The 24,664-nt window shown below is 66.3% G+C and carries 23 protein-coding genes and 1 pseudogene; 9 read left to right on the forward strand and 15 right to left on the reverse strand.

Going from position 1 to position 24,664, the window contains the following annotated elements; genetic code table 11:
* Positions 1–473: 473 nt before the first annotated feature.
* The 4 genes from OHB12_RS10620 to OHB12_RS10635 all read right to left on the reverse strand — a co-directional run bounded on the left by OHB12_RS10620 (position 474) and on the right by OHB12_RS10635 (position 4,806).
* Positions 474–1,547, reverse strand: a complete 1,074-nt coding sequence (locus OHB12_RS10620; RefSeq protein ID WP_327118550.1) for a tetratricopeptide repeat protein — start codon at positions 1,545–1,547, stop codon at positions 474–476.
* A gap of 8 nt (positions 1,548–1,555) precedes the next feature.
* Positions 1,556–2,707, reverse strand: a complete 1,152-nt coding sequence (locus tag OHB12_RS10625; RefSeq protein ID WP_327118552.1) for a DUF4331 family protein — start codon at positions 2,705–2,707, stop codon at positions 1,556–1,558.
* Between the two features lie 127 nt (positions 2,708–2,834).
* Positions 2,835–4,175 (reverse strand): Dyp-type peroxidase, encoded by a 1,341-nt coding sequence (locus OHB12_RS10630; protein WP_327118554.1) that lies wholly within the window; start codon positions 4,173–4,175, stop codon positions 2,835–2,837.
* A 55-nt stretch (positions 4,176–4,230) separates the two neighbouring features.
* Positions 4,231–4,806: a hypothetical protein gene (locus OHB12_RS10635; RefSeq protein WP_327118556.1), complete on the reverse strand. Its 576-nt coding sequence runs from the start codon at positions 4,804–4,806 to the stop codon at positions 4,231–4,233.
* A 500-nt stretch (positions 4,807–5,306) separates the two neighbouring features.
* Between OHB12_RS10635 and OHB12_RS10640 the strand changes: the two genes are divergently transcribed.
* Together OHB12_RS10640 and OHB12_RS10645 are read left to right on the forward strand one after the other, a co-directional pair.
* Positions 5,307–5,609, forward strand: coding sequence for a hypothetical protein (locus tag OHB12_RS10640; RefSeq protein ID WP_327118558.1), 303 nt, complete (start codon positions 5,307–5,309; stop codon positions 5,607–5,609).
* Positions 5,593–6,042 (forward strand): hypothetical protein, encoded by a 450-nt coding sequence (locus OHB12_RS10645; protein WP_327118560.1) that lies wholly within the window; start codon positions 5,593–5,595, stop codon positions 6,040–6,042. Before OHB12_RS10640 ends, OHB12_RS10645 begins: the two co-directional genes overlap by 17 nt.
* A 208-nt stretch (positions 6,043–6,250) precedes the next feature.
* Here the strand turns inward: OHB12_RS10645 and OHB12_RS10650 are convergent.
* From OHB12_RS10650 to OHB12_RS10665, 4 genes are all read right to left on the reverse strand, one after another.
* Positions 6,251–7,394 (reverse strand): IS3 family transposase gene (locus OHB12_RS10650; RefSeq protein WP_327114188.1). Its coding sequence is split into 2 segments (ribosomal slippage): positions 6,251–7,130 and positions 7,129–7,394, totalling 1,146 coding nucleotides; the frame shifts between segments, so codons are not numbered across the junction.
* Positions 7,395–7,750: 356 nt separating this feature from the next.
* A complete protein-coding gene (locus OHB12_RS10655; RefSeq protein WP_327118562.1) occupies positions 7,751–8,095 on the reverse strand; it encodes a hypothetical protein in 345 nt (114 codons plus the stop codon).
* A 525-nt stretch (positions 8,096–8,620) separates the two neighbouring features.
* Positions 8,621–9,415, reverse strand: a complete 795-nt coding sequence (locus OHB12_RS10660) for a hypothetical protein (protein ID WP_327118564.1) — start codon at positions 9,413–9,415, stop codon at positions 8,621–8,623.
* A gap of 149 nt (positions 9,416–9,564) precedes the next feature.
* Complete coding sequence (locus OHB12_RS10665; protein ID WP_327118566.1) at positions 9,565–10,071, reverse strand: MarR family winged helix-turn-helix transcriptional regulator; 507 nt, start codon at positions 10,069–10,071, stop codon at positions 9,565–9,567.
* A gap of 158 nt (positions 10,072–10,229) precedes the next feature.
* Between OHB12_RS10665 and OHB12_RS10670 the strand changes: the two genes are divergently transcribed.
* The 3 genes from OHB12_RS10670 to OHB12_RS10680 all read left to right on the forward strand — a co-directional run bounded on the left by OHB12_RS10670 (position 10,230) and on the right by OHB12_RS10680 (position 12,521).
* Entirely contained in the window at positions 10,230–10,643 is a 414-nt protein-coding gene (locus OHB12_RS10670; RefSeq protein ID WP_442800082.1) for a cupin domain-containing protein, read from the forward strand.
* A 448-nt stretch (positions 10,644–11,091) separates the two neighbouring features.
* A complete protein-coding gene (locus tag OHB12_RS10675; RefSeq protein WP_327118568.1) occupies positions 11,092–11,547 on the forward strand; it encodes a hypothetical protein in 456 nt (151 codons plus the stop codon).
* A 44-nt stretch (positions 11,548–11,591) separates the two neighbouring features.
* Entirely contained in the window at positions 11,592–12,521 is a 930-nt protein-coding gene (locus tag OHB12_RS10680) for a hypothetical protein (protein WP_327118570.1), read from the forward strand.
* A gap of 257 nt (positions 12,522–12,778) precedes the next feature.
* Here the strand turns inward: OHB12_RS10680 and OHB12_RS10685 are convergent, their stop codons facing one another.
* Both OHB12_RS10685 and OHB12_RS10690 read right to left on the reverse strand, forming a co-directional pair.
* Positions 12,779–13,012 (reverse strand): helix-turn-helix domain-containing protein, encoded by a 234-nt coding sequence (locus OHB12_RS10685; protein WP_327118572.1) that lies wholly within the window; start codon positions 13,010–13,012, stop codon positions 12,779–12,781.
* 81 nt (positions 13,013–13,093) lie between these two features.
* Positions 13,094–14,725, reverse strand: a complete 1,632-nt coding sequence (locus tag OHB12_RS10690; protein ID WP_327118574.1) for an ABC-F family ATP-binding cassette domain-containing protein — start codon at positions 14,723–14,725, stop codon at positions 13,094–13,096.
* A gap of 171 nt (positions 14,726–14,896) precedes the next feature.
* Here OHB12_RS10690 and OHB12_RS10695 point away from each other — a divergent pair, with 171 nt between their 5' ends.
* Complete coding sequence (locus tag OHB12_RS10695) at positions 14,897–15,661, forward strand: SDR family oxidoreductase (protein ID WP_327118576.1); 765 nt, start codon at positions 14,897–14,899, stop codon at positions 15,659–15,661.
* Positions 15,662–15,736: 75 nt separating this feature from the next.
* Here OHB12_RS10695 and OHB12_RS10700 read toward each other — a convergent pair whose 3' ends face one another.
* Positions 15,737–17,947 carry an MMPL family transporter gene (locus OHB12_RS10700; RefSeq protein ID WP_327118578.1) on the reverse strand — a complete coding sequence of 737 codons (2,211 nt, stop codon included), beginning with the start codon at positions 17,945–17,947 and terminating at the stop codon, positions 15,737–15,739.
* 607 nt (positions 17,948–18,554) lie between these two features.
* Here OHB12_RS10700 and OHB12_RS10705 point away from each other — a divergent pair.
* Together OHB12_RS10705 and ku are read left to right on the forward strand one after the other, a co-directional pair.
* Positions 18,555–19,643, forward strand: a complete 1,089-nt coding sequence (locus OHB12_RS10705) for a lycopene cyclase family protein (RefSeq protein ID WP_327118580.1) — start codon at positions 18,555–18,557, stop codon at positions 19,641–19,643.
* Positions 19,644–19,665: 22 nt separating this feature from the next.
* Positions 19,666–20,613 carry a non-homologous end joining protein Ku gene (gene ku / locus OHB12_RS10710; protein ID WP_327118582.1) on the forward strand — a complete coding sequence of 316 codons (948 nt, stop codon included), beginning with the start codon at positions 19,666–19,668 and terminating at the stop codon, positions 20,611–20,613.
* Between the two features lie 115 nt (positions 20,614–20,728).
* Here ku and OHB12_RS10715 read toward each other — a convergent pair whose 3' ends face one another.
* Positions 20,729–21,115, reverse strand: a complete 387-nt coding sequence (locus OHB12_RS10715; protein WP_327118584.1) for a nuclear transport factor 2 family protein — start codon at positions 21,113–21,115, stop codon at positions 20,729–20,731.
* Positions 21,116–21,202: 87 nt separating this feature from the next.
* Here OHB12_RS10715 and OHB12_RS10720 point away from each other — a divergent pair, with 87 nt between their 5' ends.
* The gene (locus OHB12_RS10720) at positions 21,203–22,015 is read left to right on the forward strand and encodes a helix-turn-helix domain-containing protein (RefSeq protein ID WP_327118586.1); all 813 of its coding nucleotides are present in this window, start codon (positions 21,203–21,205) and stop codon (positions 22,013–22,015) included.
* A 24-nt stretch (positions 22,016–22,039) separates the two neighbouring features.
* On the opposite strand, the gene OHB12_RS10725 is transcribed toward OHB12_RS10720, so the two are convergent.
* From OHB12_RS10725 to OHB12_RS10740, 3 genes and pseudogenes are all read right to left on the reverse strand, one after another.
* Entirely contained in the window at positions 22,040–22,660 is a 621-nt protein-coding gene (locus OHB12_RS10725) for a hypothetical protein (RefSeq protein ID WP_327118588.1), read from the reverse strand.
* Positions 22,661–23,077: 417 nt separating this feature from the next.
* Positions 23,078–23,656, reverse strand: a pseudogene (locus OHB12_RS36240) (DUF4189 domain-containing protein); the annotation flags it as partial.
* Positions 23,657–23,779: 123 nt separating this feature from the next.
* Positions 23,780–24,664, reverse strand: coding sequence for a metal ABC transporter permease (locus tag OHB12_RS10740; protein WP_327121001.1), 885 nt, complete (start codon positions 24,662–24,664; stop codon positions 23,780–23,782).

Here is a 24,664-nt window from a genome sequence, read left to right on the forward strand (position 1 = left end):
CGCCAGCGAACATCATCGGTGTCGTCCAGATCGGCGACACGGCCGGTTGGCCACAGTGCAGGATAAACACTCGAAGCTGCACCTTGTCCGCCGATGTGTCGGACTCACTGGCGGCGCGGTGCGGCTGGTACAGCAAGCGCAGGAGTCGGTTGCCTTGGAAGACGACGATCGAGGACAGCATGCCTGGCTTGATGTCGCGCACCCGCGGTGCTGCGGGGCCATCGCTGTTGAGCAGCCAGTCAGCGAGCAGTTCCGGCAGCGCGAAAACCAGGCGGAACTGCGGCGACTCACCGTGAATTAGGTTGGCGTGGAATGCGGCACGCGAACAAGGCCATGCACCCACCGGAACCGGGAGGCAACAACCCTAACTATTCGGTCTGCAGAAGAGATGATGCCCCAATGAGGGCGCACCGTTGCTTGTGTGGCGAACATACTGGCCGGTTCGGCACCGATAACGATGACGTCCGCTACGCCTATCTCGTGTCTCCGGCCCGAGCGCCGTCAACTGCACGCGTGGCGCGAGCGAGGAGCTCATGGGCCCGTGGTGTCTGGCGGACCTCGAGGTTCCTCTTCGCGAGCCGTAGTGCCCGATGAGGGTTGGCACCTGCGTCGAGCCAGAACTCCGCCGCGTGGTCGGCGAAGGCCTCGGGATGTCGCGCGACCAGTTCGTTGTAGCGGGCTGCCGCCCGGGCACGCCACTCATGAGCCTCTTCTACGCGGCCGACCTCGCTCAGTATGCGGGCGAGTTGTGCCGGGTAGTCGGGGTCGTCGGAGGAGATCGTCAGCGGGTGCAGCCGGGCGATCGCGGAGTCGGTCTCGCCGAGGGCCGCCTCGACTTCGGCCAGATGGCCTTGCGCGGGGGCGTAGGCCGGAAGGCGGCGATGCGCGGCGCTGAGCCAACTGTGCCCAAGTGGGAGATTCCCCTGCGCGAGCCACATTTTGGCGCGCCGAAAGTAGAGCTGCGCCAGCGGAATCGGCGAGACCCCCCGGTAGTGATCCCGACTCTCGTCGAATAGATGCTCGGCCGTGGCCACATCCCCGCTCTCAGCGCAGAGCGAAGCCAGCGCCGCGACAGAGGCGAAATCAGCTCGGCGTTTCACAGCCTCCCGCATGAATGTGAGGGCTTCGTCGTAGCGTCCGACCGCCTGGAGGATCGCGGCGTGTTCGGCATCCACCACGGCGGGATCTGCTCCGAGCCGCCGGGCTTCATCGAGGTCACCCAGCGCATCGGTGAAGCGATGGAATGTCGCGCGCGCCCGGGCACGAGCAATAAGGGCTGCGCCGTCAGCCGGGCGATCGTGCGTGAGCTGTTCGGCCCGGGCTTGCGCCCATTCGTAGTCTGCGATGCAACCGAGGATGTGCCCCCGCAGCGCCACTAGTTCGAAGAGCTCGGCTCGACCACCAACATCGAGCCCTCCCGCGAGGGCCATCCGCTGCTGGCCGTCGATCTGCGCTTGCAGATTCGCCAGCGCGAGAGCACCTGCCGTCGTTGGTAACTCGCCATCGATCACCCCGCCGGTTGTTGCCGGGTCGCTGCGTCTCGTCATCACCGTCCTCACCCGGACTTGTCAAGGGAAAGCTCGATCTTGGCCGGAGGGTTCAGTTCCGGGGGAACGAGATATGGGAAGGTGCGAGAGGCCCGAACTGCCTGTTGGTCGACACCGTCGCTGATCCGGGCGCCGTTGCCGGCATTGACCAGCGTCGTCACAATGGTGTCTGCGACATCGTCATTGAGGCTTCGGCCACCACAGCTCTGATGGCTGGCGCCCTTCAGCAACGCCCGCTCGATCTCGAAGTAGCTATCCTCGGCGTACGGCTTCGACACATCGATCACCATGAAATCGGCCAACAGCAGCTCGGTCAGGGGGTGGGTGCCGTGCGCGTCCGGCGGCCAGTCGGTCTTGTGGTCGAGGCCATCCCAGAAGCCGAGATTCGCGTTCATCCGCGCCCGGTACGCACCAAGGTATGTCGGCCCCAGGTTGTATGGGTCCTCCTGGTTATACAGATCGCGAATATCCAGATCCCGGTTGACGGTATCGAAGTCCTTTGCGCCAAGGACGACGCTCTTCATCAGGGGGCGGCCGAAGCGCTCGAGACGGACCGTGATCGGCCCAGGAATCATCGTTTCGCCGACGACGGCAAACAGCGGTCCGGCGTCCGCCCCGAAAGTCGTGGCGATGTCGAGTTCGACGACGATGCTGAGGACGTTTTGGCGGTACTGCCTGCTGTCGCCGGGGCTGACAAACGCCAGCTGTCGGGTCATTATCGTTTGCGCCGCCCTGACGCCGTCGAAGAAGAATGGATCCATCCGCCGTCCGGCAAAGGCGCGCAGGCCGTGAGCCTTTCCACCCTGTTCGTCGTTCACCCGGAAGGACGCGGTCTGGCCGGTCGAGGCGGTGCAGGTGCCTTCCTGCGCGAGCGGCGAGCCGGCCTGGTGCTCGACCGGGCCTGCGAAACGGAAGCTGAAGGTGTACTCCTTCTCGCCGACGGCAAACGCGGCTGCCGTTCCGCGCGGGATCGTGACCGGCCGCAGCCGGAATCGGTAGTCGACCGCATCGGAGAACAGCGCGGCTGGTTCTGCGTTCGGAAACACGTTGAGCACCAGGACCAGAAGGCCGGGCTGTTCCGGACTGGGGAAAGCGTAGACGTCGGTGATGTCCACGACGGGATCTGCTAAGGCCCGAGGCCCGGAATTATGGTCAGACATTTCTCACCAACTCCTTCAGACCATCGACAAGACTCTGGTGGAGCGCGATCTCACCCAGCGCAGGCACCGACCATCGTTCGGGAATTGCGGGCGGGCCAGGGAGCGTCAGATCGCTGCGTTCTCCTCGTCAGGTCTCGAGATCGGCCAACCAGTGCAGGGCGCGCAGGCCGGGCACGAAGAAATACTCACCTCCCCGTGTGACGACGAAAGCCGGCAAACCCTGTAGCCGCCGACGGATCGGCTGTTGAGGGATGGTGAAGTGATCGCTTCCGCTGTTCGCGCCCGCGATCGGGTCCTTATCGCCGGCAGGGCCATGAAAGAACTGCCCCTTGTTCATCCACTCCGACTGGACGAACTCGAATTGCCGCTCCAAGTTCGCGCCGACAAAGACGAACGCCAACCCTCGTTCGGCGCCATCGTCCTCGATGACCCCGGGCGGAAGCATCGGGCCGTAGCTGGTGCCGCGCCGGATCATGCGATGAAAACGCGCGAAGCCGCTGATGTCCGAGTCGCGCGGATTCAGACGTCGAATGTGCGAGCCGGCGGGTGTTTTCAAGCCCTGCGGATCATTCTTGTAGAGGAAATCATTGTTGAGTTTCGGGTCGGCACCCAACTCGGGGTCATCGCGCATTGGACACAGCGCCAACGGCGCGCCGCTCTGCCAGCGCCCCATCATCTTTGCCGCCAGAAAGTCTTCCTCTTCCGGGCTCGAGGAGTTCGCTTTCAGATACTGGCGAAACGCCGCAACACGTTGGTGCAGCTTCCGAAAAGCGACGTAGGTGCCGTTCTTACCCAGGACCTCGGGCCGCGGCATCGGAGACAGTTCATGCCGCTCATTCTCATAGCCCAGCAAAAACTCGCCCGCCTTAAGGGGCTTCTCTTGGGGGTTCGATCCGGGAATGCCGCTGCCTTCAATTGCTGGATGGCTGATGCCGTCCCGGAACCCGAAAGCTTCTTTCTCCGTGGGCAGCACGTGACAATCCAGGTGCCATATGGCGGTGACCCCGGAGAGTTCCTCAAACGCCGTCCGGGCGCGCGCGAGTACGGGCTCGAGCCGCGCCGTGTCGGGGGAGAGCGCGCTGAGCCCGACATGGACATCCGGGGTCCCAAACGGCTTCTCCCAGTTTTCGGGGGCGCTGTCACCGACATCCCCCAGTTCTGCCGCACGCGCGGCCATGCCCTGCTGGAACGCCAGGGGGAAGCTGTCGAGCGAGTCCTGCGGAACACCCAGCGCCTCGAGGCCCTGGAAGCTGAGTCCGGCACTGACCCAAGCCTGGTGGCTTGGATCCATCGGGCTCGTGGCGTCGGCGAGCGCGGGAATCAGCCTCCGTAACAGCTCGCGACCGGCGCGCCGGTCGTCGATGCGCAGCACAATATAGGCGCCGACGTACGGCGAGGGCCGCGGATGTATGGCCCCGTTCTGGATATCATCCAGTTCGAGCACGACAGGCTCTTCTACTGTTGCCATGGATACGTTCGTCTCCATAACCGGTGGCCTCCGCCAACCGTTCCGCTGTGCGGGTTCAGCCCGCCGCTTCCTCCAGCAGCGGCTTCAACGCCGGGTGCTGGAGTGCCTGCGCGGCCTCGGGGTGGTCGAGCACCTGTTGGAACGCCTGCTGCACACGCAGCGCCTTGTCGATCTCTTGCACGGTCGCGTCGTTGGTATTGGCGAAGATGTCGGCTTCCGTCTGGGTCTCGACCAGCCAATTCTTGAACGCCTCCCACGACATGGAGTCGTAGCCGCCTTCGGGTGCTTCCACAAGATGATTCATCCAGTCAAACTTGATCTGGCTCTTGTCGCCGCCGACGAGGGATGCGATGGCGTCGTCGAAGTAGGGGTCGAAATCCAGGTCGAAGCTGATCGTGATGAGAAGCCGTGTACCGTTGTCGAGGACCACATACCTGGCGTCGTGAACGCCGATCTTCTTGTACATGTCCCGTACGTCCCCCCGGCTCGACAGGCCCGCCGCAATCTCATCGATCACCTGCTCGGCATGTCCGGGCTTTATATGCCACAAGGCGCAATACTCGGTCACCGGCCCGCTCTTCTTGCCCTTTCGTGGCCGTCTGGCCGGCATTGCCTGTTGCGTACTCGCCATGGCTATCTCCTCCGTAGTCGGTCACTTGACGTGTGACTCACCCTCGCCCGTCCGGTTCATGAACCAGACCAGCAAGGGGTTTCGAAGTACCAGATCCTGATAGCCGGCAACGAGAACAAGGCATCTCGTCACCTACGAGGGTCTCCGCCTGTCTGGAGCCGCCCGCCACGATCGAGTCTTCCACATCGATCCGTCGCCCACGACGTTTCCCCCGACGTGAAGACAAAAGTCGCAACTCTCACGGATTCCCGCCTCCTCACAACATTTCCGCGCAATAACGGGACGGACTCCATGGTGCCCAACGAACGAGACGGAACATTGACGTATCTGCCCCCGATTGGCCGAAGTGTCCGGAAAGTAGACCCGGCCCGGTCGCCAGCCGTATTCGGCGTCGGCCTGCGTTGGTTCAACGCCATCAGCGGCAGGTGGGGACATGCGCGGATGCGTTCGGTCAGCACCGGATGATGACTGTTGTTGTGTGTCGGGGCGACAATGGTCCTGTGACCGCAAGTGTCGAACCGCGGGTGTATGCCGAGCTGAACGACTTCGTGCCCTTCGCCGCGCGGTGCGCGGCACAGCTCCGGCCGATCCGTCCGCATCAGACCGTCAAAAACATCGTCGAGGCCGCAGGCATCCCGCACACCGAGGTCGACCGCATGCTGGTGAACGGTGAATCCGTCGTCTTCGGCCACCACCCACGGCCGGGCGATCGGCTCGCCGCCTACCCAGTATTCGAGGCACTGGTGCTTGCCGCGATATTGCTGGGGTGGCTAGGGAGGGCGAAGCATGTCCGCGGTAGCTGACCTTGCTGTGGGGATCGCGCCCATCGCCGGTGGATTGGCTCTCGGTGCAGCGGTGGGATATCTGAGGGGCCCGGATGTCCGCAAGACGATCAAGCAGGATATGGAACTGCTGGACCGCCTACCTCCAGAGGAGGTGGAGCGGCGAGCCGAACTCCAACGGAGCATCGATAGTCGCATCGACGACCTGGTCGCGACCGTTAACCGATACCGGCCGCTGCGCAGAGCGGCCGCCTCCTATAGCGGCGGCTTGCGCGACATCCTGCTGTTCATCTGCGCGATTCTGTTTACAGGGGTCTGGTGGAGCGTCGATCACCATAAGGACAGCTGGCTACCGATGTTCGTTGTTCTCATTTTGATTTCAGTGTGGGCGGCCGGCTATGCGTTCAGCGGTCTCCGCAGATCCCTACTCGGTTTCCGGCAAAGGAAGGACTGATCTACAGCACCGTGCCAGCGGCACCACTGAGATCCCCGGTTCCTTCCGGACAGTGCTCCTCGCGCGCCCACGACTGCCACGGTAACCACACACCCATCGGCTATGAGCGCGCAGTCTGAAAGCGGTCTTGCGTCCCGGCACCAACCTTGTGACCAGTCCCCGATAAGGCGACCACCCGGCATTGGAGTCCGGGTTGTTTCGTCCGGATTCAGTTGATGCTGCAGGCCACGGGGTGGTGGGTGTGGCTGCAGCGGGCAGCGTACTCGGCAGGGGTCAGATAGCCCAGCGCCGAATGCCGATGCCGTCGGTTGTGTTCGTCCTTGAAGTCGCCGATCACGACGCGGGCCTCGAGCAGGCTCGTCCAGTGGTTGCGGTTGAGGCACTCGCTGCGTAACCGCCGGTTGAACGATTCGATATGGCCGTTGTTCCACGGCGTGCCGGGCGGGATATAGACGATCCCTACCCGGTCGGCGCAGAACTGTTGCAGCGCATGGGAAATCATTTCAGGACCGTTGTCCATACGCAGCACCTTCGGTGGCCCAGCGCGCGCGGTGAACACCTCCTGCAACTCGGCCACCAGCCGCTCGGCGGTGATCGAGCGCTCCACCAGGTGAAGCAGCGATTCACGGGTGTGCTCGTCGATCATCGAAGCGATCTTCACCGCGCGCCCATCCGTGGTGGAGTCGAACTGAAAGTCCAACGCCCACACCACCTTCGGTGCATCCGCATCAACCAGCGGCGTAGTCGAGCACCCCGCCCGCTTGCGTGGCGAGTGCGCCCGCACCTGCAAGCCTTCCTCCCGCCAGAGCCGGTGCACCCTCTTCTTGTTCACCTGCGAGCCCTCATCGAACCGCAGCGCCGCCCACGCACGCCGGAACCCGTGCCCTTGATGTTTCGTGGCATAGGAACGCAGCCAGACCCGCAACCCGACATCCGGATCGGCGGGGGTCTGCGCAGCTGGCAGCTGCCGATACGTGGACCGATGCAGCCCAACCACCTTGCACGCGAACCGTTCCGACATGCCCATCACCTGTTTGAGCATGTCAACAGCCCGCCGCTTGCTGGCCGGGCCTAAAATTTTCCCTCGCGATCTCCCGCAGCGCGTCCTTCTCCAGCTCCGCGTCCGCCAGCAGCCGCTTCAACCTCGCGTTCTGCTCACGCAGTTCCTTGAGCTCCTTCGCGGCATCGGTGTCCACCCCGCCGTACTGGCGGCGCCAGTTATACAACGTCGCCGCCGACACTCCCAGATCAGCAGCGATCTGCTCACCCGTCTGCCCAGCGGCAGCGAGCTCGTCGGCACGGCGCAGCTTCCGCACGATGTCCTCCGCGGAATGCCGCTTACGTCCTGCCATGTCCCTCAGTGTCCCTTCCAGCCCTCACCAGGGCCAACGGGACTCTAATACCGAGTGGTCTCATTCATTGGGAACGGGCCACTTGTGACCAGCCAGTTCCTGCCATGATCTTGACTCAAGACAGTCGGATCAACCGCTGGCCGTCGCGACGCTTGGCCAGGTCCAGCCAAGTCGACGTGTCGACAAAGAGATCCAGCACGCTCACCACCAGGGCGTCCGAAGATTCGACTGCCATACCCCTGATCGTAAGTGGCCCCAACGTGTACGGATTCGAGCGCACACAGCACGGGTCGCGGTCATACGGCCGCGTCAATCCCATGTTTCGACACAAGCAATCCCGCCGAGCCCGAGATCATTCATTGCTCGGACGATCTCACTCGACAAGATACCGCGTTAGAACGGAGCCGCGCGGACAGGCTGGCGTCGAAGCCGAGGTCCACCATGAGCTTGCGGAACGAGTGCGCGGTGATCGAGTCGGGGATGCCGAGCGCGACCCTGACGCGCCGCCATTGGTCGTTGAAGTTGGTCGGGTCGCGCACGCGGCCCGTGCTGGACTGGAACAGCGGAGTGGTCCCGTCGGTCATCGGTTCGAGGGTCGGGATGCGCCGTTCGAGCATTACCCGCGAGAAATCGGGCAGTTGGATCTCATAGTACCGGTTCTTCGAGTTGTCGGGGGTCGCGTCGTAGGGTTCGCGGACCAAGCCCACACCGGGGAAGCGGATGACGTGAGCGCAGACCGGGATGATCCGGTCTGTTGGTCGTAGTCCTTGAGCAGGAAGGCCAGCAGTTGGGAAGATTCAGGCTTCGGTGGCCGAGAACATCGTGATCGGGTCGACGAGGTCCGCGCGGCCTGGGCGCGGGGCTGGGCAGTCTCAACGACGAACCGCCACATCTAGCTGATGATCGCACGTGCCCGGCGTGGTTGCTAGCCAGCCGTCGCTACTTGTCATCAAACCCGCCATTTAATGGCTGACGTCAACCAACGACGCTCGCACACACCAACGCTAGCAGTCGGTATCACAGCCGGAATGGGGTGGGTCTTCAATGTATTCGCAGCTCAGCGGCCCAATGAAACCAACTACCTCCAACGCGGCTCTTGACAACGATGCCAATCGCAAGCTACTTCCATGTGAGTACATGGAGTTACCCATGTGCATGCGAAATCAGTCGTCATGTTGCAGATCTGGGCGAGAAGCGGGGAGCGTCAGTGGTAGCGGAGGGAGTCTTCAGTACGTCGTGTTGATGTACTCCGCGGCGTGCGTGGTCCAGAGCGTACTCGTGCCTGGCATGGTGTGCGCCGCGTAGAGCACATGCTGTCCGTCGGGCGGCGGGGTCAGATAGCCGACGACGCCGCGGACCGCGGTGGCGTAGCGATCGAGGTTGGCGATCGGGTCCCGCATCAGCACTTCGAGCAGTTCGGCGAAGATCAACGGCGCGACGTCACCGATGCGAGCACCCTCGACGAAGGAGAACGGCGAGACTCCGACGTCGATGATGCGCAGCGGCGAGTCCGCCGGGGAGGCGGTGATGATGTCGCCAGGGTTCGCGTACTCGCGGACAGCCACGGCGGCGGGCCAGGAGCCGCGCTGACCATGCAGGCCGAAAGTCGAGGGCGCGCAGAGGTTTCCGACCGACTCGCCCGCTCGGCGCAGCGGGTTGGCGATGTTCACCGCGAACGCGATTTCCAGCGGCGTGCCATCGGTGTTCTTGTACTTTCCCGATCGGACGCCCTCCAGGATCCGGCTCGCGCAGATCCCGCCGAGCGAATAGCTCAGCAGCCCACAGATATTCGGTGACTCCTGGATCGCCCGCACCCCCGCGGCGACGCCAAGCCGCACCGAAGTGTCGAGCGAGGGACCCCCTACGTTCGGCGCAGGGCCTACCGAGGCGGGCCAGTCCGGCTCGAACGAGCTGAACCGGTCGGTGTCGAGCAATGTGGTGACGTAGTGCAACATGCCCGCAGGCGCGCCGTCATGGTTCCGCGGCTCACCGGTGCCACGGAACGTGATGATGTCGATCATCGTGACCTCCTCGCGCACCGCACCGACCTTCGGTACGGAATCCCAAGGTAGATCCCTGCGGCACAGCGCGTCCCGAGTAACGGGTTACGTCATCGCGACACGCGTTTCGCCACGCGGAAGCGAGATCCGACGGCAGAACGCCCTGGTGGCTACTCGCCCGGCTCCATGCTGCCGAGCAGCACCCGCACAATCCGGTCCAGTTCGCGCCGGTCGCCCGGGGCAAGCACAGACAGCAACCTGGTTTCGTTCGCGGTGTGCTCGGCGACGACGATGTCGACCGATTCCCGCCCGGCATCGGTGAGGGCGACCCGGATCGCGCGGCGGTCTCCGGCGTCCGCGATGCGACGCACCAGCCCGGCCGCCTCCAGCCGGTCCAGCCGTCCGGTCATTCCCGCGCGCGAGAGCATGAGCGTGGCGGCGAGCACCGATGGGTTCAGCTCGAACGGCTCGCCCGAACGGCGCAGGGCCGCAAGCACATCGAACTCGCCGCGCTGCAGGCCATGCTTGGCGAACACCGCCTCGATCTCGCGCCGCGCCACCACCATCAGCCGTCCGAGACGGCCGATCACGGCCATCGCCTCCAGGTCGAGATCCGGTCGTTCGCGTCGCCACTGCGCCACGATCGCGTCGATCGGATCCGGTATCCGCTCCGTCATGGACAAGATTCTATTCGCCGGTATATAGTTTGATAGCGAATTATAAATCACCGAACTAGCTGGAGTCCGAGATGATCACCACCCCTCGCAAGGGCGTCGCGATCCGCCAAGCACAGGACGCCGAGACACTGGGCGCCGAGTCGGTCACCATGCGCCTGCTGATCGACGCCGAGGAGGCAGGAGGCGCACTGAGCACCCTCGAGGTCACCATGGCCTGCGGCGCCGACGGTGCGGCGCCGCACTACCACACTCAGTCCGACGAGCTGTTCTACATCGCGGAGGGGGAACTGCAGCTACTGGCGGGCGATCGGATCGTGACGGTCGGCGCCGGCGGCTCGATCGTCGTGCCGAAGCTCATGCCGCACGCTTTCGGCGCAACGCCGGACAGCGCGGCGCGGATCATGATCGCGCTCATGCCCGGCGTACAGCGCTTCGAGTACTTCCGGCTGCTGGACCGGATTGCCAAGGGCGAATCCACGCTCGCCGATCTCGCGGCATCCCAGGAAGAGTTCGACAACCACTTCGTCGACGCCCCAGCCTGGTGGGCCGAACGAAACACGAACCGACGCTGAGCGGCCGGCCACCGTAGCTGGGATATATCCGCCGGCGCCACTCGGAACAACGGCGCCGCAGGCGGATGTTCGCAGCGCGGATGCCGTGATCCTCGGACCGCCCTATCCGTCCGCCCGCAAACTTGTCGCGTCACCGGGCGAACACCGCACCGAACTCGCCGATCGCCCCGGCCTACTCGGCATCCACCGACGGCACGCACGGCCACACGGCCGCCAATCCCGAGCTATGAGCACCGATCTCGCGCCGCGTTCAGATAGCTAGAAGATTGCGCCGTAACAATTCCTGGCCTGCCGAAAAACTTTCGGCGCTAGCGCCTCTCACACCGGAATTAGGTTTGCCACCGGCCGTGAAATCTCTCGATCCGAGCCGATCGTCAGCCTTCCCGCGATATGATCGCTCACACGCCAGGGGGTCGTGGCAAATCGTGAGCAGATCGGAGAAACGGCTATGACCGACGGAATCCGCCTTCCCGGGACCGCGCCGAAGTATGATCGCGTTCCTCCGCTCCAGGGGCTGCTGGTGGCGGAATCGGAACGCGAGATCACCGTGCGCGTCGCCGAGGGAACATGGACGTTCTGTCGGTCCGACGTGCTGCGGGTGGTGGATTCCGTGGCGCCACACCCCGATCAAGACGGCCGTCCGGTGCTCGTGGACATCCGCGCGGGCGCCACCGCCGACTTCACCCGCCGACTGCGCATCGACCTGGTCGATCGGCCGATGACCATCCCGGAGTCGCCGTCCGAGGCGCTGGGCGACGACCAACTCCGCCAGCTCACCGAAATCTGGGCGGACCGCATGCAACTCGTCGATTGCCCCGGGTCGAACGGCGCGACGTTCACCTACTGCCAGACCAAATCGTCCGACGGCAGCGACGACGGCATCAACTGCGACAGTCTCGACTGAACGGCCGGCACATGGCGGCGCGCCGGAAGGGTTCGGTCCTGATCGTGTCCGAATCCGATGATCTGCACGGCTCCGCGATGGCGGCGACGTTACGAGAACACCACGGGCTCAGCCCGATTCGACTCGACCTACGCGATTTTCCGCGCGAGGCCGGCAGTTTCCGGCTGGACCGGCTCGGTACCGCGCGCTCGCTCTCACACCTGATGGGACTCGACGATGTCCAATCGGTGTGGTGGCGGCGCCCGCATCCCGCCCAGGTGCCCGCGGGGGTACGCGCCTCGGACAACGATTTTCGCCAGTCCGAATGCGACGGGTTCATCCAGGGTCTGCTCTGGTCGATCCCGGCCTGCTGGGTCAACGATCCCGGCGCCGACCGTACCGCGGGCCGCAAGATCGTGCAGCTGGAGACGGCGCTGCGGGCCGGGTTCACCGTGCCGGAGACGCTGATCACCAACGACCCGGAGGAGGCGCGTACCTTCGTCGAATCTCGGCCGGGCCCAGTGGTCTACAAGCGCACCGGCACCAGCCGGGCCGAGTTCGCCGAGACCAGGATCATCACCAGAGACGATTTCGGCAGGCTCGCGGCGATCCGTTCGGCGCCGACCACCTTCCAGGACTACGTCGACGCCACCTGCGACCTGCGTGTGGTCTGGGTGGACGGCGTCGAATGGACTGTGCGCATCGACTCGCAAGCCGGGGTCGGCAAGGTCGACTCCCGCCTGGACACGTCGGTCGATTTCGTGCCCGACCACCTGCCCGCCGCGGTGAGCAAGTCGCTCGCGACGCTGATGGGCGCACTCGGCCTTTCCTTCGGCGTCCTCGACATCCGGCTCGGCCGCGACGGCGAGTACTACTTCCTCGAGGTCAACCCACAGGGCCAGTTCGCCTACCTGGAGATCAAGACCGGCCTGCCGATCTTCCGCAGCCTGGCCAACCTCCTGGTCGACGGCGACGGCATGGTGGCGGGCTACTGATTTCGGCGATAGATCCGCAGCACCACACCCGACTTCCGGAATGGAACGGCATCCACCAGCCGCAGTTGCCGCAGCGCGACGTCATCGAACAGCCGACGGCCAGCACCGGAAAAGCAGCAGCCGAAGCTCGTCCACCGCGTCGAGGCGCAGAAACTCCCGCGCGGTGTGCACACCGGCAAAACACCACCACCGGCTTGCCTGGGCTGTTCTCCGGCGAAAATCTCAGCACCGACGCCGGTTTGGCATCTCCCGGGACACTACTGCCTCCTGCGGCGATTGGCTCCGCCCCGACTGCGGAGCTGCACATGCGACTCCACCAGCACGTTATGGACGAAGCCATAGGAACGGCCGGTGGACCGCGCCAGTGACCGGATGCTCGCACCCGCCTCGTATTGCTTCTTCAGCTGGGTCTGTAGGCGGTCGCGTGACTTCCCGGTGACACGTGTGCCCTTACCCAATGTGGTCTTGCCTTGTGTGGGCCTGTCGCTCATGGCTTCCTCCGAGTCGCCGAGCAGCGTCTTTCCAGGCTAAGCACTCAGCAGGCCATGATCAACAGGTTCATGTGATGAAACTCACGCAAGCTGAATAAGTTCCAGGTACTCGGTCGACCAGTGGTCTTCCGTCCCGTCCGGAAGCAGAATCACCCGTTCCGGAGACAGCGCCTCCGCTGCGCCCGGGTCGTGCGTCACCAGCACGACCGCGCCCGCGTAGGTGCGCAGCGCGTCCAGCACCTGCTCCCGCGACACCGGATCGAGGTTGTTCGTCGGCTCGTCCAGCAACAGCACGTTCGCCGCCGAGGAGACCAGACCGGCCAGCGCAAGGCGGGTCTTCTCACCGCCGGACAAGGTGCCCGCAGGCTGCTCCAGCTGCGGACCGGAGAACATGAACGCACCGAGCAGGCCGCGCAGATCCTGTTCGCCGGCGTCCGGGGCGGCGTGGCGGATGTTCTCCCACACGGTGGCGTTGTCGTCCAGGGTGTCGTGCTCCTGGGCGAAGTACCCCACCTTCAGACCGTGCCCAGGCACCAATGCGCCCGCGGTCGGCTGCTCCGCCCCGGCCAGCAGGCGCAGCAGCGTGGTCTTGCCCGCGCCGTTGAGCCCAAGCACCACGACCCGGCTGCCCCGGTCGATCGCCAGGTCGACGCCGGTGAAGATCTCCAGCGAGCCGTAGACCTTGGTCAGGTTCTCGGCCATCAGTGGCGTCTTGCCGCAGGGCGCGGGCTCGGGGAACTTGATCCTGGCGACCTTGTCCGCGACGCGCACATCGTCGAGTTCCGCCATCAGGCGGTCGGCGCGCTTGGCCATGTTCTGCGCCGCAGTGGCTTTAGTGGCCTTCGCGCCGAGCTTGGCCGCCTGCGCGCGCAACGCGCTCGCCTTCTTCTCGGCGTTCGCGCGTTCGCGCCGACGGCGCTGTTCATCGGTGGCACGGGCGTCCAGGTACTTCTTCCAGCCCATGTTGTAGACATCGGCCTCGCCGCGCACCGCGTCCAAGAACCACACCTTGTTGACCACGTCAGCCAGCAGCTCGACGTCGTGGCTGATCACGATCAGCCCGCCGTCGTGGTTCTGCAGGAAGCCGCGCAGCCAGGTGATCGAGTCGGCGTCGAGATGGTTGGTCGGTTCGTCCAGCAGCAGGATGGTGTCCGAGCGACCGCCACTGCCGTCGGAGGCCGCGAACAGGATGCGCGCCAATTCGATTCGGCGGCGCTGACCGCCGGACAGGGTGCGCAACGCCTGGCCGAGCACTCGGTCGGGTAGGCCCAGGCTGTGGCAGATGCGCGCCGCCTCGCTCTCGGCCACGTAGCCGCCGAGCGCGGAGAAGCGCTCCTCGAGCCTGCCGTACTTGCGGACCGCCTTCTCCCGCTCTTTCTCGTCGGCGACCTCCGCCATCAGCGCCTGCTGCTTCTCCATGTCGCGGATCAGCGTGTCCAGGCCGCGCGCGGACAGCACCCGGTCGCGGGCCAGCACGTCGAGGTTGCCCTCACGCGGATCCTGCGGCAGGTAACCGATATCGCTGGAACGCAGGATCTTTCCCGCGTACGGCTCGCCCTCGCCCGCCAAAATACGCAGCGTCGTGGTCTTGCCGGCACCGTTGCGCCCGACCAGCCCGATCCGGTCGCCTGCCTGCACCCGCAGCGCCGGTCCTTGGGCCGACAGCAGGGTGCGGACGCCGGCCCGGACCTCCAGGTCGGTCGCGGTGATCACAAACTTCTCCTCGCGGATTGATGGTGCTGGACGGTTGCTGCTCGATTGTGCGACCCGACGCGCACAAGAACCACCGATTTTACCCGGGACGAACGGCCGCCGCGCCACCCAGCCTCGCGCATGTGACGGCGGTAACGGAATGCGCCGACAGCTGCGCTAGCGTGCCATGGCATGAGTACCGATCTATTTGGCAAGAGCGCTCTGGTCACGGGAGCCAGCCGGGGCATCGGCAAGGCGGTGGCGGCGGAGCTGCTCAACCGCGGCGCGAATGTGTTGATCACCGCACGCAAGAAGGAACCGCTGGAGGAGGCGGCCGGCGAGTTGCGCGGTTTGGGCCACCCGGGCCAGGTCATCGCGCTGGCAGGCAACTCCGGCGTCGCGGAGGATCGGGCGGCCGCGGTCGAGCGCGCGGTCGCGGAGTTCGGTTCGCTGGACGTCCTGATCAACAACACCGGCATCAACCCCGTGTTCGGCTCCCTGATGGAGGCCGACTTGGACGCGGTGCGCAAGATCTTCGACGTCAACGTGGTCGCGGCGCTCGGTTATGTCCAGGAGGCATTCAGGGAGTGGATGCGCGACCACGGCGGCGCCGTGGTCAACGTGGCCAGCGTGGCAGGTATCCGCTCCACCGGCGTGATCGCGGCCTACGGCGCGTCCAAGGCCGCACTGATCCGCCTTACCGAAGAACTCGCCTGGCAACTCGGGCCGAAGATCCGGGTGAACGCGGTCGCTCCCGGCGTGATCAAGACGAAGTTCGCCAACGCGCTGTACTCGGCCGACGAGGAGCAGGCCGCGAGCGTGTACCCGATGAAGCGGCTCGGATCTCCGGAGGACGTGGCGCGGCTGATCGGGTTCCTGGCTTCGGACGAGGCCGCGTGGATCACCGGCGAGACGGTGCGGGTGGACGGCGGGCTGCTGTCCACCGGCGGACTGTGACGATCCGTCCACACGCAGGCAACCGCCCTACCGGCACGCCGGCGCGTCGAGCGCGTCGGCGTGCCGGACCGCGGGTCAGAGCCGGACGGGCTGACGCCAATCCGCTCGATCGGGCGTCACGAGTGCGGACGGCCCCTCCTCGATGCCGAAGCGCCGGCGCAGCTTGCGCAACGGTTCCGGCGCGTACCAGTTCCAATCGCCCAGCAACTCCATGGCCGCGGGCAGCAGGAATCCGCGCACCAGGGTCGCGTCCACCAGCACCGCGAGCGGCAAGCCGATGCCTAACGCCTTCATGAAAGTGATGTCGGAGGCGAGGAAGCCGAGGAACACCACCGAAATCAGCACCGCCGCCGCCGTGACGATCCGGCCGATCCGTTCCAGTCCCGAGGTGACGGCCAGCGCGTTGGATCTGGTGCGCCGATACTCCTCGCGGATGCGGGCCAGCAGGAACACCTGGTAGTCCATGGCGAGGCCGAACGCCACACCGAACAACAGGACCGGCACCGTCGGCGGCAGGTCACCGGTGACGGTGAAGCCAAGGAGCCCGGACAGGTGCCCGTCCTGGAAGATCCAGACCAGCGCGCCGAAGGTCGCGGTCAGGCTGAGCACGCTGAGCACTACCGCGAGCAGCGGCAGCACCGCACTTCCGGTGAGCACGAACAGCACGATCAACAAGATCAGCACGACGAAGGCGAGCGCGTACGGCAGCGCCGATATCACCGAGTCGATCGCGTCCGCGTTCGCCGCCGCCACGCCGCCGACCAAGACCGGTGTGGCGGCGGGTACGGCACGAATGTCGCCCGCGATCCGGTCCAGCACAACGGGATCGGTGGTGTCCGGAACCACCGCGAGGTAGGCGGCGTTCACCGCGCGGAAGCGATCATCGGCCAGGGCGGGTGCGGCGAGCAGGCCGCCGTGACTGTAGCTGCCGGTGGCGGTATCGACCCGGTGGACGTTCTCGATATTCGACAGCTTCCTGGCGTATGCATCCAACCCCGCTGCGCTGTAAGCGCTCTCGGGCAGCACGGCGAACAGCCCGTTCTGCTCGGTGGCGGCGAAATCGCGCTGGATCGTCTCGGTGACCTGGCGGTTGTTCATCGACTCCGGTAGCGAACGTTCGTCGGGGAAGCCGAGATTCACGCCGAGGAACGGCGCGCCGAGCACGAGCAGCAGCCCGGTGATCGCGACGCCGATGGGCACCGGCCGCATCATCACGAACCGGGCGAGGCGATGCCAGGCACCCTCGCCAGGGGCGGGCCGCGCGGCGCGCAGGAACCACCACAACCGGCCGCTGTCGATTCTGGCGCCGAGCACGAACAGGATCGCGGGCAGCACGGTCAGCGCGACTGTCGCCGCGATCACCGCGACCGCGAGCCCCGCGTACCCCATGGAACGCACGGCCGGCATTGGGAAGAACAGCAGACCCGACAGCGCGACCGCGACGGTGGCGGCCGAGAACACGACGGTGCGGCCCGCCGAGCGCATCGTCGCGACCACCGCGGCCGCGGGCTGCTGCCCGGCGACCAGTTCGTCGCGGTAGCGGCTGATGATCAGGAGGCTGTAGTCGATCGCGAGGCCGAGCCCGAGCAGGGCGGCGACGTCGGTCGCGGTCGCCGCGAGGTCGGTGACGCTCGCGATCAGCCACAACGCGCCCATGGTGATCAGCACCGTGACCATGGCGACGACCAGAGGCAGGCCGGCCGCGACCAGACCGCCGAAGACAAGCAGCAACGCGACCAGCGCGATCGGGAAGGCGATGGACTCGCCGAGGACGACATCCTTCTCGCTCTGTTGCACCGTCTCGTGCAGCAGCATCGCGTAGCCGCCGACCCGTACCTCGAGCGGGCCGTGCGTGCCGCCGAACCGGTCGGCGAGATCGCCGACACGCTTCTCGACTTCGGCTTCCTCGCCGAGGATGCCGGCCATGATCAGGCCCTTGGTACCGTCGGCGCTGCGCAGCCGGGGTGACCTGTCGGTCCAGTACGAGGTGACGCCTGCGACGCCTGCCACGGACGTCAGCTCGGTGACCAGCTTCGTCGCGGCGGTGGCCGAGGCGTCGTCGTCCACCGACTCGCGCGTCTGCACCAGCAGCACGAGGTTCGGCGTGGCCTGGCCGAAGGTGTCGCGGAGGACCGCTGCCGCCTGGCTGGATTCGCTGCCGGGGTCGATGTAGCCCCCGCCATGCACTCTGTCGAACAATGTCGCGCTGAGCGTGCCCATCACCAGTGCGAGCACCGCGAACGCGCCCAGGATCCACCGGCTGCGCCGTATGGTCAGCTCGAACACTGCGTTTCCCCTAACTCGTTCCGCCGCACCGTCCTCGGACTCCCGCGGTGTCGCCGGTTCGGCCAACCTGCCCGGCGCGCCACGACAGCACACCGGTACGCCGAACACATCCTGCCCTCGACACCGGGGCCGGGTGCGTGCGCCAGCGCCCAGGAATCCTAGCAACGCAGGGCGAAATCCCAGTGAGCGAGAACACATTCCGCACGATGCCGACGGGCGAACGATATTCCTTCGGGGAGCGCGATCCGTTGTCCACCGCTGGTGCACCGGAGGATGGAGGTTCGCCGAGTCATCACGGACGACAGCCGAACGGCGATTTCGAACACCAGACCCGCCGGGTCCGAAGGGTTCGCTCGTTCACCGTTTCCGACGACAGGCGGAGCCCGCGTCGGCTCAGCGGGAGAATCGGACCGACCTCGCTCGCAGTTGATTCCCGCGGCGGTAGCCGGTATGAGCTCGCTCGCACAGCGCCGGTATCGAACGCCTACGGGAGCGCCCGTCGGAGCGAACGCGGCGGATAGGCTCCGACCACCGAGCGAGCGAAAGGGGCGGACCAGACGATGCACCGAGGCGCACCCCGCACGGCGCGACCGGGCCGGGGCACGGCGTGACACCGGACCTCGTCGTCTGCGGGCTCGGCCCGGCCGGTCGTGCCCTCGCACACCGCGGCTTGGCGCGCGGACTCACGGTCACCGTCGTCGATCCCCTGCCGGACCGCCCGTGGGCGACCACCTACGCGGCGTGGGCCGACGAGCTGCCGGACTGGCTCGCTCCGGAGGCCGTCGCCGCGACGGTGCGTCGGCCGATGGCTTGGGGAACTCACGCGCACCACGTAGACCGCGCATATGTCGTGCTGGACACCGCGCGGCTGCGCGACTCCCTGCGTCTGGCCGGTGCTCGGGTGATCGCGGACCGGGCGGTAGACATCGCACGCGACAGCGTGGCCCTCGCGTCGGGCCCGCCACTCACGGCCGGCCGGGTGATCGACGCGCGCGGCGTCGCCCGCTCACCCACCCGTGCCGAGCAGACCGCCTACGGACTGATCCTGGACGCCGAGCACTGCGCGGGCCTCGAGACGCTGTTAATGGACTGGCGCGCCGACCATGGCGCCCCGCCCGACGCGCCGCGCTCGTTCCTCTACGCGGTCCCGCTGGGCGGCGGTCGGATGCTGCTGGAGGAGACCTGTCTGGCGGGGCGCCCGGCGCTGGCGAGCGCCGAGCTGCGTGAGCGCCTGCACCATCGACTGCGCTCCCGCGGCATCCGGCTCACCGGGACCGAGCCGGTCGAGCGGGTTCGGTTCCCGGTGCAGGGCGGACGACCCAGCCGCCACGCGTTCGGGGCGGCGGGCGGTTTCCTGCATCCGGCCACCGGGTACAGCGTCGCCGCCGCGCTGGCCGCGGCCGATATGGTGGCGGCGGGCCAGGACGTGTGGCCCACCTCCGCGCGAGCGGTCCACCATCTGCGCGCCGCCGGACTTCGGACGCTGCTGGCCCTGCCGCCCGCGGACATCCCGCTGTTCTTCGACACGTTCTTCATGCTGTCTCCGGCCGCGCAACGCGCGTATCTCTCAGGTCGCACCGACCTCAACGGCACCGTCGCGGCGATGCGCTCGCTGTTCACGGCCCTCCCCTGGCAGCTGCGACGGCGTGTCGCCGCCGCGACACTCGGGATTCCGGTTCACTCGCGCAGGTCGTAGTGGTTCGGCGATGATGGAGGGCATGAGATCGATCTGGAAGGGCTCGATCGCATTCGGGCTGGTGAACGTCCCGGTGAAGGTGTATACGGCCACCGAGGACCACGACATCCGATTCCATCAGGTGCACGCCAAGGACGGCGGTCGGATCAAGTACGACCGTGTCTGCACTGTGTGCGGTCAGTCCGTCCAGTACGCCGATATCGACAAGGCCTACGAGTCGCCCGACGGCGACAAGGTCATCCTGACCGACGAGGACTTCGCGAAACTGCCGGCGGCGGAGAAGCACGAGGTCCCGGTGCTGCAGTTCGTGCCGTCCGAGCAGATCGACCCGATCCTCTTCGACAAGAGCTACTACTTGGAACCGGATTCCAGCACGCCGAAGGCATACGTGCTGCTGGCCAGGACGCTGGAGCAGGTCGACCGCACGGCGCTGGTGCACTTCACGCTTCGCCAGAAGACCAGGCTTGGGGCATTACGTGTCCGCGACGGCATCCTGGTGCTGCAGACGCTGCTGTGGCCGGATGAGGTCCGCGCCGTCGACTTCGAATCCTTGGACGGCGTCGCCGAACCGCGGTCGCAAGAGATCAAGATGGCCGAGACACTGGTCGAGACCATGTCCGACGACTTCGACCCGGACCAGTTCACCGACGAGTACCAGATCGAGCTGAAGCGCCTGCTCGACGAGGCGATCGCCAGCGGCACCGGAAAGGTGCCCGAGCAGCCCGAGGCTGCGCCCAGCGCGATGGACGCCGAGGTGGTCGACCTCGTCGCCGCGTTGCAGCGCAGCCTGGAGGCGAGCGGACGCCGTTCGGCGACCGGCGAGAGCTCCGAGAAGGCCGAGCCGAAGAAGGCGGCGAAGAAGACCGCGTCCAAGAGCACCGCGTCCAAGAGCACCGCATCGAAGAGCGCGGCGAAGAAGGCGCCCGCGAAGAAGTCCGCCAAGAAGTCCGCGGCACGCAAGGGCGCGTGACCTTGCGGGTCGGATCCCGTTGACACCGGAGCCGGGCACGGAGCTCGTGCCGGACACGAAGCGCACGCTGATCCGCCGCGGCCGTCTCGCCGGAGACGGCCACCAGCGCACCACGTCAGAACATGCCGTGCGGGATCAGGTCCGGATCCGGCACCGGCTGCAGCACATCCCAGTGCTCGGTAATCTTTCCGTCGACCAGTCGCCAGACGTCGACGACGGCGACGGCGACGCCGCGCGGATCGTCCTCCGGAATCATGTGGTAGTGCACGACGGCGTACTCGTCGTCGGTGATGACGCGTTTCACGTCGATCCGAGCTTTCGCGACCGGGGAGCCGGCCACGAATTCGACGAACGCGTCTCGACCGGAGGGGTTTCCGGGGCTGTGCTCACGGAAGTCCTCGTGCAGCGCGGCGCGCAGGGCCGCGAGGTCGCCCTCGGCGAACTGCGCGAGGACGTATAGGACGAGGTTCTTGTTTCGGATGGCGGGGGTGTCGTTTGTCATGCCGTCACCGTCGCAGCCTGGGCCGCGCACTGTCGATTACCAGGCATGTAATGGCGGCTCGGTCGCCCATGTGGCGATACTGGCGTAGTGAACCACAATCGCCCGGTCGGCGAACAGTTGCGTGAATGGCGAAGGCGGCGCGGGCTCAGCCAGCTCGAACTGTCGTTGCGCGCGGGCACCTCGGCTCGGCATGTCAGCTTCGTCGAGACCGGCCGCACCATCCCGAGCCCGCCGATGCTGGAGCGGCTGGCCGAACAGCTGCACGTTCCGCTGCGCGAACGAAATCGGCTCTTGGTCGCGGCCGGGCATGCGCCTGCCTACCGGCACACGCCGCTGGACGACCCCGATCTCGCCGACGCGCGCGCGGCCGTGCGCCGAGTGCTCTCCGGCCATGAGCCGTATCCGGCGCTGGCGGTCGACCGCCGCTGGAATCTGTTGTTCGCCAACGCGGCCGCCCGGATCTTCCTGGACGGCATCGATCCCGCGCTGTGCGAGCCGCGGGTGAACCTTATGCGGATCGGCCTGCACCCAGAGGGTTTCGCGGCACGCCTGGACAATCTCGACCAGGTGCGCGCATTTCTGCTCCCTCGGCTGGCCCGCCAGGCGGCGCAGACCGGAGACCCCCAGCTCGGCGCGCTGTACGACGAACTGAGCGCGTACGCGCCCACCGAACCCGTCCGCCTCGACCGAGCCGACATCGCACTGACAATCCGCATTCGGCACGGGGATGCGCAACTGTGCTTCTTCAACACCATCACGACATTCGGTGCGGCGTTCGACGTGACACTCGATGAGATCGCCGTCGAAGCGTACTTTCCCGCGAACCGATCGACGTCCGACTACCTGCACGCTTTGGCGCGCGACACGTCCGCGAAGGACCGCGCGACAGCGCCCGGGTAGCCGTCCATCGGAGCAGTCGGCACCTCAGCCCTGCGCCGCGCGGACCCGGCCTTCCTCGAAGAACTCCAGCAGTGCTGCCACGGTGTTCACCTCGTCGCGCGGACGCAGCGCGCCGAACGGGGCGTTCCAGAAGTCACCCGTGCGCGGTGTCTGTGGCCCGACGTAGGCGTACGGACCGGGGTGAGCGTCATCACCCGGCGACACCCCATAGTTCACCTCGGTGACCGTGCTCGCCAGATCGAAGTGCTCCGGCCACAGCACCGGCGTCACATCCGGCTCCAGACAGCGTAAGGCCCTGTCCCCCAGCGCAAACCACGCCTCGATCAACCCGGCTGCCGAGATGTCGACCTCGAGCGCCGCATCGGGGTCGATGCCCGTCGTGTGCGCGTAGGCCCCCTCCGGCGCTCCCGGTTCGAAGCCCGCCGCCTGTGCCACCGCTCGGAAAGTCCCCTGTAGTCGCGCCCGTCCTTCCGGCCACCTCAGTTCGGTGCCGAGGACCGAGAACGGCCACCGCACGCCGCCGAATCCCCCGTGCACGATCCGCAGCCGGATGGTGCCGAACTCCCGATACTGCGGGCCCGCGATCAACAATTCCGCCGTCGCGTGCAGCGCCTGCCGGGACCGCACGTACGTCTTCTCGTCCACTCTCGCATCATCGCCGCTGCGGAGACCGGGCCGCATGCGTTTCGCCCGACTGCCGGTCCAGCTACCGCGCGTGACCGACACCAGCCCACCCGCGGCAGACAACGACACTCCGTAACCACGCCGCCCGTCGAGACAAAGACACCCGACGGACCGATCGGTAGCTCAGCCCCTTGCCGGAGGAGACCGATGGCCTTGTTGCCGCACCGCAAGGTGCGGTAGTCGGTGGTATCGACGGCCGCCCGCTACTTCGGTGCGGGGTGCGAACCGGTAATTCCTCTGCGTACTTCGCCGGGACTGTGCTCGACTCGCGACAGGTCGCGCCTTTTCGACGACCGCAGCTGCCACGGCACGCTGGTCACCATCACCCTTGGTTCGAACAGCAGGCGCGCCTTCAACCGCAGCGAGCTCTGTAGTGGCGGCCGCCATTGTGCGGGCCGCGTTGAGCGCCTTGGGTTTCCGGAACGCCGGTACACCATTCGAGATCGCTTCCGCACCGGTCAATGCGGTACATCCGGAGGAGAACGCGCGCAACACCAGAAACGCCAGAGCCGCCGCGCTCAGGCCGACCTGCTCGGCACGGATCTCATAGTGCGCGCTCTCGGCGACCGGCGCCTCCCCGAACAGCGACTTGGCCGAGCCGACCACGTTCATCACCATGATGCCGGCGATGAACGCATAGGTCGGCGTGGCGAACGCCCGTCCCGATTCCCGCACACCACGCAGGTTCATCGCGCGGGCCACCGACCCGCAGGCGTTCCAGAATTGCACGACCACCCGACAGTCGCGGATACCGCACTGGTCGCGCGCCGCGGTCTCCGCTGCGGCGGCGTCCGGATAGTTCACCGCCGACGCGACAGCTCCGGTGCTCGACGAAAGAGCAAGCGCGCCATAGTAATTTCCGGCCGCACGCGCTTCCCCTGCGACGCTCCCGACCATTGCGCAGGTAGCGGCGGACGCCACCACGACACCGAGGGCAGCCTTGCGCGTCAGTGACATGTGCTTCTCCCCGTGTCGAACCGGCTCCGGGCTCAGATCCTCGTCCAGTTCACCCGATCTGTCCAAACCATCGGTTCGGCGCGATGCGGCCGGGCGAAGGCCGCCGCGAGCCTGGATCCACGTTCATCCGCGAGTAGCGACCTCGGCACGGGTTCGGCGGCGGCGAGCGGCGGCGACGCGGCGACCGATCACACCGTGACGTGGCGCGAACAGGTAGACGACGGTGAACGCGGTCCCTTGCGTGACCACAACCATCGCGCCCGAGGCGGTGTCGAGGTGATAGCTGAGGTACAGGCCGGCCACCGCGCAGCACACCGATACGGTGGGCGCAATCACCAGCATACGGCTGAATCGGTCGGTGAGCAGGTATGCGGTCGCGCCCGGGATGATCAGCATGGCGACCACGAGGACGACACCGACGGCCTGCAACGCCACCACGGAGGTGAGCGCGAGTAGGCCGAGCAATGCGGTGCCGAGCAGCCGAGGGTTGAGCCCGATCGCGTGGGCGTGGGTGGGGTCGAAGGCGTAGAGGGTGAAGTCGCGACGCTTGAGCGCCAGCGCGGCGAGGGTGATCACAGCCAGGATAACGATCTGGATCACGTCGGCACGACTGACGCCGAGCAGATTACCGAAGACGATGTGATTGAGGTCGGTCTGGCTCGGCGTCACTGACACCAGCACCAACCCGAACGCGAACAATGTGGTGAACACGATGCCGATTGCGGCGTCCTCCTTGACCCGGCTGGTATCGCGGACCACCCCGATCAGCGCGACCGCCAGGAAACCGAACACTATCGCGCCCACCGCGAACGGCACCCCGAGGATGTACGCGAGCACGACCCCCGGCAGGACCGCGTGGGAGACCGCGTCGCCCATCAGTGACCAGCCGATCAGCACCAGCCAGCAGGACAGGACCGCGCATACGGTGGCGGCCGTCACGGTGGTGACCAGCGCCCGCACCATGAACTCGTAGCTCAGTGGAGCTACGAAGAATTCGATCAAGCTCAT

It is taken from the genome of Nocardia sp. NBC_01730, from assembly GCF_035920445.1.
GTDB lineage: Bacteria > Actinomycetota > Actinomycetes > Mycobacteriales > Mycobacteriaceae > Nocardia.

Excerpts from the sequence above, each read along its gene's own strand:
- OHB12_RS10625 (WP_327118552.1), bottom strand. The coding sequence starts at position 2,707 with ATGTCTGACCATAATTCCGGGCCTCGGGCCTTAGCAGATCCCGTCGTG.
- OHB12_RS10675 (WP_327118568.1), top strand. The coding sequence starts at position 11,092 with ATGACCGACGGAATCCGCCTTCCCGGGACCGCGCCGAAGTATGATCGC.
- OHB12_RS10740 (WP_327121001.1), bottom strand. The coding sequence starts at position 24,664 with ATGAGCTTGATCGAATTCTTCGTAGCTCCACTGAGCTACGAGTTCATG.
- ku (WP_327118582.1), top strand. The coding sequence starts at position 19,666 with ATGAGATCGATCTGGAAGGGCTCGATCGCATTCGGGCTGGTGAACGTC.
- OHB12_RS10685 (WP_327118572.1), bottom strand. The coding sequence starts at position 13,012 with ATGAGCGACAGGCCCACACAAGGCAAGACCACATTGGGTAAGGGCACA.
- OHB12_RS10695 (WP_327118576.1), top strand. The coding sequence starts at position 14,897 with ATGAGTACCGATCTATTTGGCAAGAGCGCTCTGGTCACGGGAGCCAGC.
- OHB12_RS10620 (WP_327118550.1), bottom strand. The coding sequence starts at position 1,547 with ATGACGAGACGCAGCGACCCGGCAACAACCGGCGGGGTGATCGATGGC.
- OHB12_RS10715 (WP_327118584.1), bottom strand. The coding sequence starts at position 21,115 with ATGACAAACGACACCCCCGCCATCCGAAACAAGAACCTCGTCCTATAC.
- OHB12_RS10635 (WP_327118556.1), bottom strand. The coding sequence starts at position 4,806 with ATGGCGAGTACGCAACAGGCAATGCCGGCCAGACGGCCACGAAAGGGC.
- OHB12_RS10665 (WP_327118566.1), bottom strand. The coding sequence starts at position 10,071 with ATGACGGAGCGGATACCGGATCCGATCGACGCGATCGTGGCGCAGTGG.
- OHB12_RS10630 (WP_327118554.1), bottom strand. The coding sequence starts at position 4,175 with ATGGCAACAGTAGAAGAGCCTGTCGTGCTCGAACTGGATGATATCCAG.
- OHB12_RS10660 (WP_327118564.1), bottom strand. The coding sequence starts at position 9,415 with ATGATCGACATCATCACGTTCCGTGGCACCGGTGAGCCGCGGAACCAT.
- OHB12_RS10645 (WP_327118560.1), top strand. The coding sequence starts at position 5,593 with ATGTCCGCGGTAGCTGACCTTGCTGTGGGGATCGCGCCCATCGCCGGT.